10 protein-coding genes and 1 pseudogene are annotated in these 14,306 nt (G+C 73.7%); 8 read left to right on the forward strand and 3 right to left on the reverse strand.

From position 1 onward, the window contains the following. Positions 1 to 126: 126 nt before the first annotated feature. A complete protein-coding gene (locus tag SGLAU_RS26795) occupies positions 127 to 873 on the reverse strand; it encodes a DUF4142 domain-containing protein (protein ID WP_043505077.1) in 747 nt (248 codons plus the stop codon). Between the two features lie 271 nt (positions 874 to 1,144). Between SGLAU_RS26795 and SGLAU_RS26800 the strand changes: the two genes are divergently transcribed. Then, positions 1,145 to 5,116 carry a glycoside hydrolase family 2 TIM barrel-domain containing protein gene (locus tag SGLAU_RS26800; RefSeq protein WP_043505078.1) on the forward strand — a complete coding sequence of 1,324 codons (3,972 nt, stop codon included), beginning with the start codon at positions 1,145 to 1,147 and terminating at the stop codon, positions 5,114 to 5,116. A gap of 60 nt (positions 5,117 to 5,176) precedes the next feature. Here SGLAU_RS26800 and SGLAU_RS26805 read toward each other — a convergent pair whose 3' ends face one another. After that, positions 5,177 to 6,280, reverse strand: coding sequence for a CapA family protein (locus SGLAU_RS26805; protein WP_052413899.1), 1,104 nt, complete (start codon positions 6,278 to 6,280; stop codon positions 5,177 to 5,179). A 91-nt stretch (positions 6,281 to 6,371) separates the two neighbouring features. On the opposite strand from SGLAU_RS26805, the gene SGLAU_RS32990 reads away from it, so the two are divergent. The 4 genes and pseudogenes from SGLAU_RS32990 to lpdA all read left to right on the forward strand — a co-directional run bounded on the left by SGLAU_RS32990 (position 6,372) and on the right by lpdA (position 9,720). Beyond that, positions 6,372 to 7,079, forward strand: a complete 708-nt coding sequence (locus SGLAU_RS32990) for an Hsp20/alpha crystallin family protein (protein ID WP_052413900.1) — start codon at positions 6,372 to 6,374, stop codon at positions 7,077 to 7,079. Further along, positions 7,076 to 7,720: pseudogene (locus SGLAU_RS35525) on the forward strand (phosphoribosyltransferase); the annotation flags it as partial. The gene SGLAU_RS32990 and the pseudogene SGLAU_RS35525, both read left to right, overlap by 4 nt. A gap of 39 nt (positions 7,721 to 7,759) precedes the next feature. Then, the gene (locus SGLAU_RS35530) at positions 7,760 to 8,161 is read left to right on the forward strand and encodes a CBS domain-containing protein (RefSeq protein ID WP_078958075.1); all 402 of its coding nucleotides are present in this window, start codon (positions 7,760 to 7,762) and stop codon (positions 8,159 to 8,161) included. Between the two features lie 146 nt (positions 8,162 to 8,307). Beyond that, positions 8,308 to 9,720, forward strand: coding sequence for a dihydrolipoyl dehydrogenase (gene lpdA / locus SGLAU_RS26820; protein WP_043505079.1), 1,413 nt, complete (start codon positions 8,308 to 8,310; stop codon positions 9,718 to 9,720). Between the two features lie 27 nt (positions 9,721 to 9,747). Here the strand turns inward: lpdA and SGLAU_RS26825 are convergent, their stop codons facing one another. Beyond that, the gene (locus SGLAU_RS26825) at positions 9,748 to 10,110 is read right to left on the reverse strand and encodes an ArsR/SmtB family transcription factor (protein ID WP_043505081.1); all 363 of its coding nucleotides are present in this window, start codon (positions 10,108 to 10,110) and stop codon (positions 9,748 to 9,750) included. 57 nt (positions 10,111 to 10,167) lie between these two features. Here SGLAU_RS26825 and SGLAU_RS26830 point away from each other — a divergent pair, with 57 nt between their 5' ends. The 3 genes from SGLAU_RS26830 to SGLAU_RS26840 all read left to right on the forward strand — a co-directional run bounded on the left by SGLAU_RS26830 (position 10,168) and on the right by SGLAU_RS26840 (position 14,239). After that, the gene (locus tag SGLAU_RS26830; RefSeq protein ID WP_167551874.1) at positions 10,168 to 12,159 is read left to right on the forward strand and encodes a heavy metal translocating P-type ATPase; all 1,992 of its coding nucleotides are present in this window, start codon (positions 10,168 to 10,170) and stop codon (positions 12,157 to 12,159) included. 91 nt (positions 12,160 to 12,250) lie between these two features. Continuing rightward, positions 12,251 to 13,732, forward strand: coding sequence for an AlkA N-terminal domain-containing protein (locus SGLAU_RS26835; protein ID WP_043507088.1), 1,482 nt, complete (start codon positions 12,251 to 12,253; stop codon positions 13,730 to 13,732). A 24-nt stretch (positions 13,733 to 13,756) separates the two neighbouring features. After that, positions 13,757 to 14,239, forward strand: a complete 483-nt coding sequence (locus tag SGLAU_RS26840; protein ID WP_043505082.1) for a methylated-DNA--[protein]-cysteine S-methyltransferase — start codon at positions 13,757 to 13,759, stop codon at positions 14,237 to 14,239. The last annotated feature ends 67 nt before the right edge of the window (positions 14,240 to 14,306 follow it).

Consider the following 14,306-nt stretch of genomic DNA (forward strand, 5'->3'; position numbering starts at 1 on the left):
TTCGATGCCGTCGACGTTAGGCCCGCCCGCCGGGGCGTTTCCAATGACGAATCCAATGTCCGGCATAGGCAGGCCGATGGATGCGCAGGAATAACCCGAACGGCTCCGCGGTGAGGCGCCCGGCCGTCACCGGGAGGTCGGCGCGGGCGTCGGGGAGGGCGTCGCCGTGTTGATGTTCAGATCCGGCCGCGGCTCCAGCACCAGCACCGGCGAGCCCGGCTGCGGCGGGGGCGGGGTGAGCTGGTCCGCGGGCAGCTTCGGCGGGGAGGTCTGCTGGAAGTTCACCTGCTCGTGATTGACCAGGCCGGTCTTCTCCAGCACGGTGATGTGGTCGAGGACCGTGTCGTTGGCCTGGTCGGCGAGTTCCCGCACCAGGCTGTTGCGGGTGTTGGCGCGGATCTTGGCGACGACCGGGAAGATCTGCCCGTGCGTCACCCGCATGATGGTGACGGCCGTGGAGTCGAACTGCCGTCCGTTCTCCGCCGCCGCGGTCGCCACGAACTGCTGCTGCTGGGGGCTGGCCTGGTTGGGCAGGGTGATGCCCAGCTCCGGGGCGATCCGGCGGCAGGTCTCGTCCAGGCGGGAGTGCCCGACGATCAGGTGCGCGCCGGCCTCCTTCATCTCCGGTGTCGTGCCCCGTTCCATCGCCAGCTCGCCCAGCGGGTACTCCCACAGCCCGGCCGCCCGCACCTTGACCACGAAGTCGCGGTCCGCCTCGGTCAGCGGCCCGTAGCGGGTGTTGGCGATGATGCGGTCCGCCGTCGTGGACGTGTTCTCGACCCCGAGCATGGCGGGGTACGCGAGCGCAGCCAGGGTCAGACCCAGCGCGCCGAACACGAAGACGCTTCCTGCCGTGTTGCGGGACATCCGCATGCTGCCTCCAGACGCGAGCGCGTTGTACGCCAGGGGGTACGCAGACGCCGGGCGGATCGATCAGCGCGCCGGTGAATTTCTTCCGCCGGGCGGTGTGGGGTGCGCCACAACCGGCCGGTCATGGGTGGATGTCGGCCGACTGGCCCAACAGAACCGAACAGACCGCGACGGCGTCATTGCTTCGGTTGTGTTGGAGTCCTAGGGTGACCGGGGCTCAGAAGTCCCCTGGCACCGGTGAGTTGAGTGGTTTCACCCGAGGAAGGTCACGGTCATGCCGCACGCGCCGCACGCCCACCGCCCCGAACCGCCCGCCGGCCACCCGTTCGTCAGCCGCCGCCGGCTGCTGGAGGGGGGCGCCGCCTTCCTCGGCGCGCTCGCCCTGTCCGGGTCGCCCGGCGCCGCGCACGCCGCCGGCCGGCCCGTCACCGGACCGCTCGCCGCCGCGCCGGACGGCCGCCCGGAGTGGAACGGCAGCATCGGCGTCTTCCGGCTGGGCACCGAACCACCGCACACCACCCTGATGCCGTACGGCGACCTCGCCCAGGCCCTGGCCGGCGACCGCACCCGGTCGCCGTACCGGCTGAGCCTCGACGGCACCTGGAAGTTCGCCCACGCCGAGCGCCCCGACGACCGCGATCCCGACTTCCACCGCACCGACCTCGACGACCGCGACTGGGACACCCTGCCCGTCCCCTCTGCCTGGCAGCTGCACGGCTACGACCGCCCGGTCTACGTCAACATCACCTATCCCTGGTGGGGCCCCAACGGCCGCGGCGAGGACGCCCGGCCGCCGGCCGCCCCCACCCGGTACAACCCGGTCGGCCAGTACCGCCGCACCTTCACCGTGCCCCGCGACTGGTCGGGACGGCGGACCTTCCTCCACTTCGAGGGGGTGAAGTCCGCCCACTACGTCTGGATCAACGGCAAGCCGGCGGGCTACAGCGAGGACTCGTACACCCCCGCCGAGTACGACATCACCCGGCTCCTCGTGCCCGGCACCAACCAGATCGCCGTCGAGGTCTACCGCTACTCCGACGGGGACTGGCTGGAGGACCAGGACATGATCCGGCTGAGCGGCATCTTCCGCTCGGTCTACCTGTACTCCACTCCGGCCGTGCACCTGCGGGACTTCAAGCTCGACACCCCGCTGGGCGACGACTACCGGACCGCCGAGCTGAAGGTCACCGCGCAGGTGCGCGCGTACGGGGAGCCCGGCGAGGGCCGCGGTGACGACGGCGGACGCGACGCCGCGGACGGCCGGCGGTACACGGTCGACGTGATGCTGTACGACGCCGGCGGCCGCCCCGTCTGGCGCCGCCCCCTCCGGCGGCCCGTCGACGTGCCGCCCGGCGGCGAGGCCACCGTCGAAGCCGCCCGGGCCGTCCCCGGACCCCGCCTCTGGTCGGCCGAGCACCCCTACCTCTACACCGCCGTCCTCCAGCTGCGCGACCCCGCCGGAAAGGTGACCGAGACCCTCTCCCACCGGGTCGGCCTCAGGGAGTTCGCCCTCAAGGACGGCCTGCTGCGGATCAACGGCAGGCCGGTCTCCTTCCGCGGCACCAACCGCCACGAGATGCACCCCGTCCGCGGCTCGGCGCTCACCCGCGCGGACATGGTCCGGGACATCGAGGTCATCAAGCGCCTGAACATCAACTCCGTCCGCACCTCGCACTATCCCAACAACCCGCTCTGGCTGGAACTGGCCGACGAGTACGGCCTGTACCTCGTCGACGAGACCAACCTGGAGACCCACGGCATCCGCGACGAGTACCCGGGCGACCACCCCGAGTGGACCGAGGCGTGCGTGGCCAGGGCCCGGAACATGGTCCACCGCGACAAGAACCACGCCTCGGTCGTCATCTGGTCGCTCGGCAACGAGGCGGGCGGCGGCAGGACCTTCAACGCCATGTACGACTGGATCAAGGGCTACGATCCCAGCCGCGTCATCCAGTACGAGGGCGACGACCGCCCCGGCATCAGCGACATCCGCTCCGAGATGTACGACACTCCGCAGACCGTCGAGTCCCGCGCCAGGGACACCCGCGACACCCGGCCGTACGTGATGATCGAGTACTCGCACGGCATGGGGAACTCCAACGGCAACTTCAAGAAGTACTGGGACATCGTCCGCCGCCACGACGTGCTCCAGGGCGGCTGGATCTGGGACTTCGCCGACCAGGCCCTGAAGTGGCCCACCCCCTCACGCAAGCTGCTGGCCGAGACCGGGCCGGGCGGGCTGCGCGGCGAGATCGTCAACCCCAGCGGCGGCTTCGACCGGGCCGAGGGCGTCCGGGGGGCCACCGTCTTCCCCCGCGACGAGCGCCTGGACCTGACCGGCTCCCTCACCCTGGAGGCCTGGGTCACCCCGCACGTGACGGGCTACCACCAGCCGATCATCGCCAAGGGCGACACCCAGTACGCGCTCAAGCAGACCGGCAGGACGCTGGAGTTCTTCATCCACGGCGGCGGCCAGTGGGTCACCGCGAACTGGACGCTGCCCGACGACTGGACGGGCCGCGAGCACCACATCGCCGGCGTCTTCGACGCGGACGCCGGCACCCTGACCCTCTACGCCGACGGCTCGGTGCGCGCCACCCGCACCACCACCCGGCGCCCCGGCGTCAACACGGCGCCCCTCGCCCTCGCCACCGACGTCGACAACCCGACCCGCGAGTTCAGCGGCACCATCCGGCGGGCCCGCGTGTACGCCCGTGCCCTGACCGCCGCCGAACTGGCCTCGCAGGACCGCGGCCCCGGCGACGAGGGCGTGCGGTTCTGGTTCGACGCCGCCACCGCCCGGCTCACCGAGCGCCGGCCCCGCGCCAGGACGTTCCACGCCTACGGCGGCGACTGGGGCGACAACCCCAACGACGGCGCCTTCTCGGGCGACGGCATCGTCCTGGCCGACCGCGGCCACACCGGCAAGGCCGCGGAGGTCAAACAGATCTACCAGGCGATCCACGCGACCCCCGCCGACGGCGGCACCCTCACCCCCGGCGGCCGGATCACCCTCACCAACGAGTACCTGTTCACCGGCCTGCGCGAGTTCGACGGCCGCTGGTCCCTCGTCGCCGACGGCAAGGCCGTCCGGCACGGCAGGCTGACCCGCGACCAGCTCGACGTGCCCCCGCTGAGCAGCAAGGAGATCACGGTGCCCGTCCGGCTGCCGGAGAAGCCGGCACCCGGCACCGAGTACTTCCTGCACCTGTCCTTCACCACCCGGGAGGCCACCCCCTGGGCCGAGCCCGGTTTCGAGGTGGCCAAGCAGCAGCTCCCCCTCGCCGCGGATGTCCCGGCCGTCGTCCCCGTACCACTGGACGGCGTCCCCGCACTGCGCCACCACGACGGCGCGACGGCCGTCACGGTGCGCGGCGAGGACTTCTCCCTCACCGTCGACAAGCGCAGCGGCACCATCACCTCGTACGAGGCGGCGGGGCGCCGCCTGATCACCTCCGGTCCGGTGCCGAACTACTGGCGCGCGCCCACCGACAACGACCGCGGCAACGGCCAGCACACCCGCAACCAGACCTGGCGCGACGCCGGGGCCCGGCGCACGCTCACCGGCGTGCGCGTCAGCACGCTGCGCGACCGGGCCGTGCGGATCGAGGTCAGCGGCACACTGCCCACCAGCACCACGTCGGCGTACACCCTCACCTACACCGTCTTCGGCAACGGTGAGATCAAGGTCGACCACACCCTGCGCCCGGGCGCCCCCGGCCTGCCGTACATCCCCGAGGTCGGCACCATCCTCTTCCTCCCGCGCCGCCTGGACCGGCTGCACTACTACGGCCGGGGGCCCGAGGAGAACCAGTGGGACCGCAACAACGCGACCGACGTGGGCCTGTACTCCGGCACGGTCTCCGGTCAGTGGACGCCCTACCTGCGCCCCCAGGAGAACGGCAACAAGACGGACGTCCGCTGGATCGCGCTCACCGACGACAGCGGCGCGGGCCTGCTGGTCGGCGGAGAGCCGCTGATGGAGGTCAACGCCTCGCACTTCACCCCGGAGGACCTGTCCGCCGGGGTGCGCCACGACTACCAGCTCACCCCCCGCGACGCGGTCGTGCTGCGGGTCAACCACCGGCAGATGGGCGTGGGCGGCGACAACAGCTGGGGGGCCCACACGCACGACGAGTTCAAGCTGTTCGCCGACCGGGACCACACCCACAGCTACCGGCTGCGCCCGCTGGCCGACGTGGCGGACGCGATGGCGGCCGCACGCCGGCCCACGGCCACCCGGTGACCGCGGGGCAGGACGCCCGTGGGCACCCACGGGAGCGGCGGGGGAGCGTCGTCGGCGCGCTCACCACCGCGCTTCGAGGGTGCCCTCCGGACCGGAGACGACATCCGCGCCGACGGCCAGGCCGTCGAGCGTCATGCGCAGCCACGCGCGGTCGTCCGCGGCCGGGTGCTCCAGCCGCATCCGCCGCGCCCGGAACGGCACCATGCGCAGCCCGGCCAGCCGTCCCGTCCCCGTCTCCACCGACACCAGCAGGGCCAGCCGCAGGTCGTCGCGGTACTCCGTACGGCCGGCGATGCCCTCGTAGTCGTCGATGAAGTCCCCGCAGCCGTACAGCACCAGCCGCTCCCGGTACACCTCGATCCGGCGCGGATGGTGCGAGGAGTGGCCGTGGACGACGTCCACCCCGCCGTCCACCAGCGCGTGCGCGAAACGGACCTGCTCCTGCGGGATGCGGTACCCCCAGTTGGAACCCCAGTGCACGGAGACGACCACGATGTCGCCGGGGCGCCGCACCGGACCCACCCGGCGCAGCACGGCCTCGGCGGCCGGGGGCGACGGCGAGGGCGCGTACGCCACCCCGGCCTGCTCCGGTGCCGCCGCCCAGCCGGGCGGTATGCCGCTGGAGCCCGTGCCGAGCGCGAAGACCAGCACCCGGGCGCCGGAGCGGGTGTCGATCACGGCGGGCGCGTACGCCGCGTCCGCGTCCCGCCCCGCGCCCGCCACCCGCAGCCCGGCCCCGGCCAGCACGTCCAGCGTCTCCGCCAGCCCCCGGCGGCCGAAGTCCAGCACGTGGTTGTTGGCGAGCACGCAGACATCAGGCCGGGCCACCGTGAGGGCGGGCAGGTTCGCCGGGTGCATCCGGTAGTGCACCGCCTTCCCGGGCGCGAACGAGCCGTCCGCCGTCACGGCGGTCTCCAGGTTCACGATCCGCGCGTCCGGCGCGGCCGCCGCGAGCACGCCCAGCGACTCCCCCCACGGCCACTCCGGGGCCACCGGGGCGGGCACCGGCCCGTTCACCGACTCCGCCAGCGCCACATAGCCCCGGGCGTCACGCACGTAGTCCTCCCGCAGCCCCGGATCACCGGGGTGCGCGAGGATCTGGTCGACGCCGCGCCCGAGCATCACGTCTCCGCACAGGAACAGCGTCACGACGCCGCCGCCCATGTCTCCACGGTAGGCCCGCGCCGCCACGTGTGGGCCGCCCCGCGGGGGAAACCCGGGCCCCGTGAGGTGCCTCATGGAAGGGAGGCGTGCCATGAACACGCCTGCGCGGCGTGGCGGCGGCCCCCTGCTGCCGCGGTGGGGGCCCGGCCGGGACGGGCCATGGGACCGGGACCCGCTCGCGGAGCTGTGGCGGCTGTGGCGTGACACCGGCGGCGCGCCCGGCCGGGTGACACCGGCGCGCGGCCATGATCCGGGCCCCGTCGGGTGGGGCGGACCGGCCTGGGTGCCCGCGGTCGAGGAGGACGAGACCGACGAGGCGTTCGAGATCCGTGCCGTGCTGCCCGGGGTGCCACGCGAGCGGATCACGGTCGACATCGACGAACGCGAACTGCGGATCACGGGCGACCTGCGCGACACCGGACTCCGCCCGCCCTCGCACGGCGGCCGCTTCTTCCACCGGACCTGGCTGCCCGTCGGAGCCGACCCCGACGGGGCGGAGGCGAGCCTGACCGACGGCGTCCTGCGGATCCGCGTGCCCAAGTCCCCGGCACCGAAACGGCGCCGCCTGCCGATCGGCGGCACGGACCGGGAGACGGACCCGGTGACGCGCGAACCGGCGGACCGGGAGACGGAATCGGTGACGCGGACGGACCGGGAGACGGACCCGGTGACGCGCGAACCGGCGGACCGGGAGGCGGAATCGGTGACGCGGACGGACCGGGAGACGGACCCGGTGACCTACGTACGGACGGGCCCGGGGACGGACCCGTCGGCGGGCCGGACGGGGGCGGACACATGACCACACGCACACGGTTCCACGACCGGTCGCACGCCGGCCGTGAACTCGCCGGCCATCTGCGCATCCTCCAGGAGAAGGGCCTGCTCCCGCACCCCGTCGTCCTCGCCCTGCCCCGCGGCGGCGTCACGGTCGCCCGGGAGGTCGCGCAGGCCCTCGGCGCTCCGCTCGACGTGTTCGTGGTCCGCAAGATCGGGGCCCCCTTCCACGAGGAGTTCGCCGTGGGCGCCATCGCCGGGGACGGGCCCCCGCTGTTCGACCCGCGGTCCCTGGAGCACACCGGGCTCACCGAGGAGGACCTCGCCCCGGTGGTGGAACGGGAGCGGGCCGAGCTGCGCCGCCGCGAGGAGCGCTACCGGCAGGGCCGCCCCGCGCCCGAACTGCACGGCCGTACCGCCGTCATCGTCGACGACGGACTGGCCACCGGCGCCACCGCCCGCGCCGCCGTCCGCGCCGTGCGCGCCCGGGACCCGGAGCGGATCGTGATGGCCGCTCCCGTGTGCTCCGCGGAGGCGTCCGAGCTGCTGCGCGCCGAGGCGGACGACGTGGTCTGCCTGCTGCGGCCCAGTCCCTTCCACGCGGTCGGCCTCTGGTACGAGAACTTCGACCAGCTGACCGACGAGGACGTGCTGGACGCGCTGCGGCGGTTAGGGGGCGGCCCGGTGAGGTGCGTACGGGAGGTGATGTCGCCGGGCGTGGCATCCGTCGAACCGATGACGACGGTCGCCCGGGCCGCCGCGCTGATGCGCGAGCGGGACATCGGCGACGTCCTGGTGGCCTACGACCGCGATCTCTTCGGCGTCCTCACCGACCGGGACATCGCCGTGCGGGCCGTCGCCGAGGGCCGCGACCCCACGCGGACCAGGGTCGGCGAGCTGTGCACCCGGCCGCCCCTGGTCACCCTCTCACCCGAGGACACCACCGAGCACGCCGTCGAGCTGATGCGCCGGTACGCCGTGCGGCGGCTGCCCGTCGTCGAGCACGGCGGCTGCCCGGTCGGCATGGTCAGCCTCGGCGACCTGGCGGCCGCCGAGGACCCGCACTCCGCCCTCGCCGGCATCAGCCGCGCGGCTCCCGGCCGCTGAGGGCGCCGCCTGGGGCACGTGGCCGGTGCCGGTGCCGGTGTGCCGGTGGCGATGGGGGTGGCAGCGGCAGGTGGCGGGGAGCGGTGCGGAACGGGACAATCCGGACTGGTACCCACCGCTCGCACCGCACCGAAGGGACCTCGCGCATGGTTGAGCAGGACGAGCGCTTCGACGTCGTCGTACTCGGCGCCGGCCCCGGCGGGTACGTCGCCGCCATCCGCGCCGCCCAGCTGGGCGGACGCGTCGCCGTCATCGAGGAGAAGTACTGGGGCGGCGTCTGCCTGAACGTCGGCTGCATCCCCACCAAGGCCCTGCTGCGCAACGCCGAACTCGCGCACATCGTCACCCGCGAGGCGAAGACCTTCGGCATCCGGTCGGACGCGCCGATCACCTTCGACTACGGCGAGGCGTTCCGCCGCAGCCGCAAGGTCGCCGACGGCCGGGTCAAGGGCGTCCACTACCTGATGAAGAAGAACGGGATCACCGAGTTCGACGGCCGCGGCACCTTCCTCGACCCGCACACCCTCCAGGTCACCGACTACGAGGGCACCACCCGCACCATCGGCTTCGAGAACTGCGTCATCGCGACCGGCGCCACCCCGAAACTGCTGCCCGGTACCAAGCGCAGCGCCCGTGTGGTGACCTACGAGGAGCAGATCCTCGCCGACGACCTGCCCCGCTCCATCGTCATCGCGGGCGCCGGCGCCATCGGCATCGAGTTCGCGTACGTCCTGCACAACTACGGCGTGAAGGTCACCATCGTCGAGTTCCTGGACCGTGTCGCCCCCACCGAGGACGCCGACGTCTCCGCCGAACTCGCCAAGCAGTACCGGCGCCTCGGCATCGACGTGCTCACCTCCACCCGCGTCGACGCCATCGACGAGTCCGGCCCCCAGGTCCGGGTCACGGTCACCGCGAAGGACGGCTCCCAGCAGGTCCTGGAGGCCGACAAGGTGCTCCAGGCCATCGGCTTCGGCCCGAACGTGGAGGGCTACGGCCTGGAGAACACCGGTGTCCGGCTCACCGAGCGCGGCGCCGTCGACGTCGACGGCCGCTGCCGCACCTCGGTGCCGCACCTGTACGCCATCGGCGACGTCACGGCCAAGCTGATGCTGGCGCACGCCGCCGAGGCGATGGGCGTGGTCGCCGCCGAGACCATCGCCGACGCGGAGACCATGGAACTCGACTACGCCATGATCCCCCGCGCCACCTTCTGCCAGCCGCAGATCGCCAGCTTCGGCTACACCGAGGCCCAGGCCCGCGATCTGGGCCATGACGTGAAGGTCGCCAAGTTCCCCTTCACCGCCAACGGCAAGGCGCACGGCCTCGGCGACTCCACCGGTTTCGTCAAGCTGATCAGCGACGCCCGGTACGGCGAGCTGATCGGCGGTCACCTGATCGGCCCGGACGTCACCGAGCTGCTGCCCGAGCTGACCCTCGCCCAGCAGTGGGACCTGACCGTGCACGAGGTGGCCCGCAACGTGCACGCCCACCCGACGCTGAGCGAGGCGGTGAAGGAAGCGGTGCACGGCCTCGCCGGGCACATGATCAATTTCTAGGGGTGCCGCCGGTCGCCGGGTCCGCCGTCACTCCGCGGTGTCGCTGATCCCCAGGCGCAGGTGCTCCACGTGGTACACCGCCTGGTCGAGCAGCTCGGCGACATGGTGGTCGTGCAGCGCGTACACCACCGACCGGCCCCGGCGCTCGCCCACCACCAGTCCGAGGTTGCGCAGCAGCCGTAGCTGGTGCGAGCACGCCGACTGCTCCATGCCCACCTCGGCCGCCAGCTCGGTGGCCGGCAGCGGTCCTTCGCGCAGCCGCGCGAGGATCAGCAGCCGGGAGGGGGTCGACAGGGCCTGGAGGGTGGTGGCCACCTTCGCCACGTTGTCCGCGTCGAGACGGACGCGCTCGGGGGCGCTCTGCGCGCTGGTGACGGCTCCATGACCCATGGCGTGTATCTTACCGACCGTACATGAACGAATGAATGAGTCTTCATGTGTTCCTGTATGGTGTGGCGCGTGTCCGCGACTCTCGCTCCCCGACAGACCTCCGCCCGCACCCAGCCGGCCCCCCGCCGCCGCACCCGGGTCCTCGCGCTCCCCGAGGCCCGCTGGGCACTCGCCGCGCTGGCCGCCTTCCTGCTGGGCCTCGCACTCGATCTCGGCGGAGCCCCCGCCTGGGCCCACGGCGTCGCCTACGCGGTCGCCTACGTCACGGGCGGCTGGGAGCCCGCCCTGGAGGGACTGCGCGCCCTGCGCGAGAAGACCCTCGACGTCGACCTGCTGATGATCGTCGCCGCCCTCGGCGCCGCCGCGATCGGCCAGGTCCTCGACGGCGCCCTGCTGATCGTCATCTTCGCCACCTCCGGCGCCCTGGAGGCCCTGGCCACCGCCCGCACCGCCGACTCCGTGCGCGGCCTGCTCGACCTCGCCCCCGCCACCGCGACCCGGATCCACGCCGACGGCACCGAGGAGACCGTTCCCGCCGCCGGACTCGCCGTCGGCGACACGCTGCTGATCCGGCCGGGCGAGCTGATCGGCGCCGACGGCACGGTCCTGGACGGCACCAGCGAGGCCGACCAGGCCACCATCACCGGCGAACCCCTCCCGGTCGTCAAGCGCCCCGGCGACGAGGTCTTCGCCGGCACCCTCAACGGCACCGGCGCCCTGCGCGTCCGCGTCGACCGCGACCCCGCCGACTCCGTCATCGCCCGCATCGTCACCCTGGTCGAGGAGGCCTCCCGCACCAAGGCACCCACCCAGCTCTTCATCGAGAAGGTCGAGCAGCGCTACGCCGTCGGCGTGGTGGCCGCCACCCTCGCCGTCTTCGCGGTCCCGCTCGCGTTCGGCGCCGGCCTCACCGACGCCCTGCTGCGCGCGATGACCTTCATGATCGTCGCCTCGCCGTGCGCGGTCGTCCTCGCCACCATGCCGCCGCTGCTGTCCGCCATCGCCAACGCCGGCCGGCACGGCGTCCTGGTCAAGTCGGCCGTCGCGATGGAGCGCCTCGGCGAGACCGACACCGCCGCCCTCGACAAGACCGGCACCCTGACCGAAGGCGCCCCCGAGGTCACGGCCGTACGGCCGCTGCCGGGCTCCGGGCTCGACGAGGAGCGACTGCTCGCCCTCGCCGCGGCGGCCGAGCACCCCAGCGAGCATCCGCTGGCCCGGGCGATCGTGGCGGCGGCCCGGGAGCGGGGACTGCCGATCGCGACGGCGGAGAAGTTCACGGCGACACCGGGGGAGGGGGTCTCGGCGGTGGTGGACGGCCGGCCGGTGACGGTCGGCCGTGCGCGGGACGCCGTGCCCGGTCCGCCGCGGGAGCCCCACGGGGCACAGGCCGCCGGTGCGCGGCCCGACGCCGGCCCGCGGGAGCGGGGCGCCACCGTCGTCACCGTCCACCGGGACGGCGTCCCCGTCGGCACCCTGGCCCTCACCGACCGCCTGCGCCCCGACGCCGCCGCCACCACCGCCGCCCTCACCGCCCTGACCGGCACCCCGCCCGTCCTGCTCACCGGCGACAACCGGCACACCGCCGCCCGCGTCGCCGAGGCCACCGGGCTCACCGACGTCCGGGCGGAGCTGCTGCCCGAGGACAAGGCCGGTGCCGTGCACGACATCCAGCGGACCGGCCGCAAGGTGCTGTTCGTCGGCGACGGGGTCAACGACGCGCCCGCCCTCGCCGCCGCCCACTCCGGCATCGCGATGGGCCGCGCCGGATCCGACCTGGCCCTGGAGACCGCCGACGCGGTCGTCGTCCGCGACGAGCTCGCCGCCGTCCCGGCGGTCGTCCGACTGTCCCGCGCCGCCCGCCGCCTGGTGGTGCAGAACCTGGTCATCGCCGGCACCTTCATCACCGTCCTGGTCGTCTGGGACCTGGCCGGCCACCTCCCGCTGCCGCTCGGTGTCGCCGGCCACGAGGGTTCGACCGTGCTGGTCGGCCTGAACGGACTGCGGCTGCTGCGCGAGTCCGCGTGGCGGCCCGGCCGGTCCGGGTGATCCGGACCGGTCCAGGACAGTCGGGGTCGATGTCGGATTCTCGCCAGCCCGCGTGCCCCCGGTGCCGGATGCTGGACGCATGCAGATGGGGATGCACACCGACATCGAGCGCTGTGTCCGCGCCGTCCGGTCCAAGGACGCCCGCTTCGACGGCTGGTTCTTCACCGCCGTCCTGACCACCGGGATCTACTGCCGGCCCAGTTGCCCGGTCGTACCGCCCAAGCGGGAGAACATGGTGTTCCACCCGAGCGCGGCCGCCTGCCAGCAGGCCGGCTTCCGGGCCTGCAAGCGCTGCCGCCCCGACACCAGCCCCGGCTCCCCGGAGTGGAACCAGCGCGCCGACCTCGTGGCCCGCGCCATGCGGCTGATCACCGACGGCGTCGTGGACCGCGAGGGCGTCCCCGGCCTCGCCGCCCGGCTCGGCTACAGCACCCGGCAGATCGAACGCCAGCTGCTCGCCGAGCTGGGCGCCGGCCCGCTCGCCCTCGCCCGCGCCCAGCGGGCCCAGACGGCCCGCCTGCTGATCGAGACGACCGCCCTGCCGATGGCGGAGATCGCCTTCGCGGCGGGCTTCGCCTCCATCCGCACCTTCAACGACACCGTCCGCGAGGTCTACGCCCTCACCCCCAGCGACCTGCGCACCCGCACACCCCGGACGAACCCCGCCGGGACACCCGCCGGCACCCCCGGAGCGATCTCCCTGCGCCTCCCCTTCCGCGCCCCCCTCAACCCCGACAACCTCTTCGGCCACCTGGCCGCGACCGCCGTGCCCGGCGTCGAGGAGTGGCGGGACGGCGCCTACCGCCGCACCCTGCGCCTCCCCTACGGGCACGGCATCGCCGCGCTCACCCCGCGCCCCGACCACATCGCCTGCCGCCTCACCCTCACCGACCTGCGCGACCTGCCCGTCGCCATCAGCCGCTGCCGCCGCCTGCTCGACCTGGACGCCGACCCGGTCGCCATCGACGACCAGCTGCGCACGGACCCGGTGCTCGCCCCGCTGGTGGACAAGGCACCCGGGCGACGGGTCCCGCGCACGGTCGACGAGGCGGAGTTCGCGGTACGGGCCGTACTCGGCCAGCAGGTCTCCACGGCCGCCGCCCGCACCCACGCGGCCCGCCTGGTCAGTGCGCACGGCGAGGCCGTCGACGACCCCGAGGGCGGCCTCACCCACCTGTTCCCGGCACCGGCGGACCTCGCCGCCGTCGACCCGGAGTCCCTGGCGATGCCCCGCACCCGCCGCGTGACCCTCACCACCCTCGTCGGCCGGCTCGCCGACGGCTCGCTGCCCCTGGGCGTGGAGAGCGACTGGCCGGAGGCCCGTGCCAGGCTCCTCGCCCTCCCCGGCTTCGGCCCGTGGACGGCCGACGTGATCGCGATGCGGGCCCTCGGCGACCCCGACGCCTTCCTCCCCACCGACCTCGGCGTCCGCCGCGCCGCCCGGGAACTGGGCCTGCCCTCCACCCCGGCCGCGCTCACCGCCCGCGCGGCGGCCTGGCGGCCCTGGCGGGCGTACGCCGTCCAGTACCTGTGGGCGACGGACGACCACCCCATCAACTTCCTGCCGGTATGAGGCACCAGAGAACCAGGAACCGTCATGAGACAGCACACGGTGATCGACAGTCCGTACGGCCCGCTGACCCTGGTCGCCGACGACGGCGTCCTGTGCGGCGTGTACATGGAGGACCAGCGCCACCGGCCGCCCGAGGAGACCTTCGGCTCCCGCGACCAGCGCCCCTTCGCCGAGGCGGAGGAACAACTGGAGGCCTACTTCGCGGGCCGGCTGACCGAGTTCACCCTCCCGCTGCGCCTGCACGGCACCCCGTTCCAGCGCCGCGTCTGGGAGCACCTGCGGACCATCCCGTACGGCGAGACCCGCACCTACGGCCGGCTCGCCGCCGCCCTCGGCAATCCCAGGGCGTCCCGCGCGGTCGGCCTCGCCAACGGCAGGAACCCGATCGGCATCATCATCCCCTGCCACCGCGTGGTCGGCACCGACGGCAGCCTCACCGGCTACGGCGGCGGCCTCGCCCGCAAGCAGCGCCTGCTGGACTTCGAGTCGGGCACCGCGCTGTTCTGACCGCCCCGGACCCGCCCCGAACCCGGTGGCCTACGTCCACGGCCCGCTCCAGTGAGCGGACCCGCTC

The sequence above is a fragment of the Streptomyces glaucescens genome (assembly GCF_000761215.1).
Lineage (GTDB): Bacteria > Actinomycetota > Actinomycetes > Streptomycetales > Streptomycetaceae > Streptomyces > Streptomyces glaucescens_B.

What these genes read in the sequence shown, in the direction of transcription:
- SGLAU_RS26795 (WP_043505077.1), bottom strand. Translation starts at nt 873, where the DNA reads ATGCGGATGTCCCGCAACACGGCAGGAAGCGTCTTCGTGTTCGGCGCG.
- SGLAU_RS26800 (WP_043505078.1), top strand. Translation starts at nt 1,145, where the DNA reads ATGCCGCACGCGCCGCACGCCCACCGCCCCGAACCGCCCGCCGGCCAC.
- SGLAU_RS26805 (WP_052413899.1), bottom strand. Translation starts at nt 6,280, where the DNA reads ATGGGCGGCGGCGTCGTGACGCTGTTCCTGTGCGGAGACGTGATGCTC.
- SGLAU_RS32990 (WP_052413900.1), top strand. Translation starts at nt 6,372, where the DNA reads ATGAACACGCCTGCGCGGCGTGGCGGCGGCCCCCTGCTGCCGCGGTGG.
- SGLAU_RS35530 (WP_078958075.1), top strand. Translation starts at nt 7,760, where the DNA reads ATGTCGCCGGGCGTGGCATCCGTCGAACCGATGACGACGGTCGCCCGG.
- lpdA (WP_043505079.1), top strand. Translation starts at nt 8,308, where the DNA reads ATGGTTGAGCAGGACGAGCGCTTCGACGTCGTCGTACTCGGCGCCGGC.
- SGLAU_RS26825 (WP_043505081.1), bottom strand. Translation starts at nt 10,110, where the DNA reads ATGGGTCATGGAGCCGTCACCAGCGCGCAGAGCGCCCCCGAGCGCGTC.
- SGLAU_RS26830 (WP_167551874.1), top strand. Translation starts at nt 10,168, where the DNA reads ATGGTGTGGCGCGTGTCCGCGACTCTCGCTCCCCGACAGACCTCCGCC.
- SGLAU_RS26835 (WP_043507088.1), top strand. Translation starts at nt 12,251, where the DNA reads ATGCACACCGACATCGAGCGCTGTGTCCGCGCCGTCCGGTCCAAGGAC.
- SGLAU_RS26840 (WP_043505082.1), top strand. Translation starts at nt 13,757, where the DNA reads ATGAGACAGCACACGGTGATCGACAGTCCGTACGGCCCGCTGACCCTG.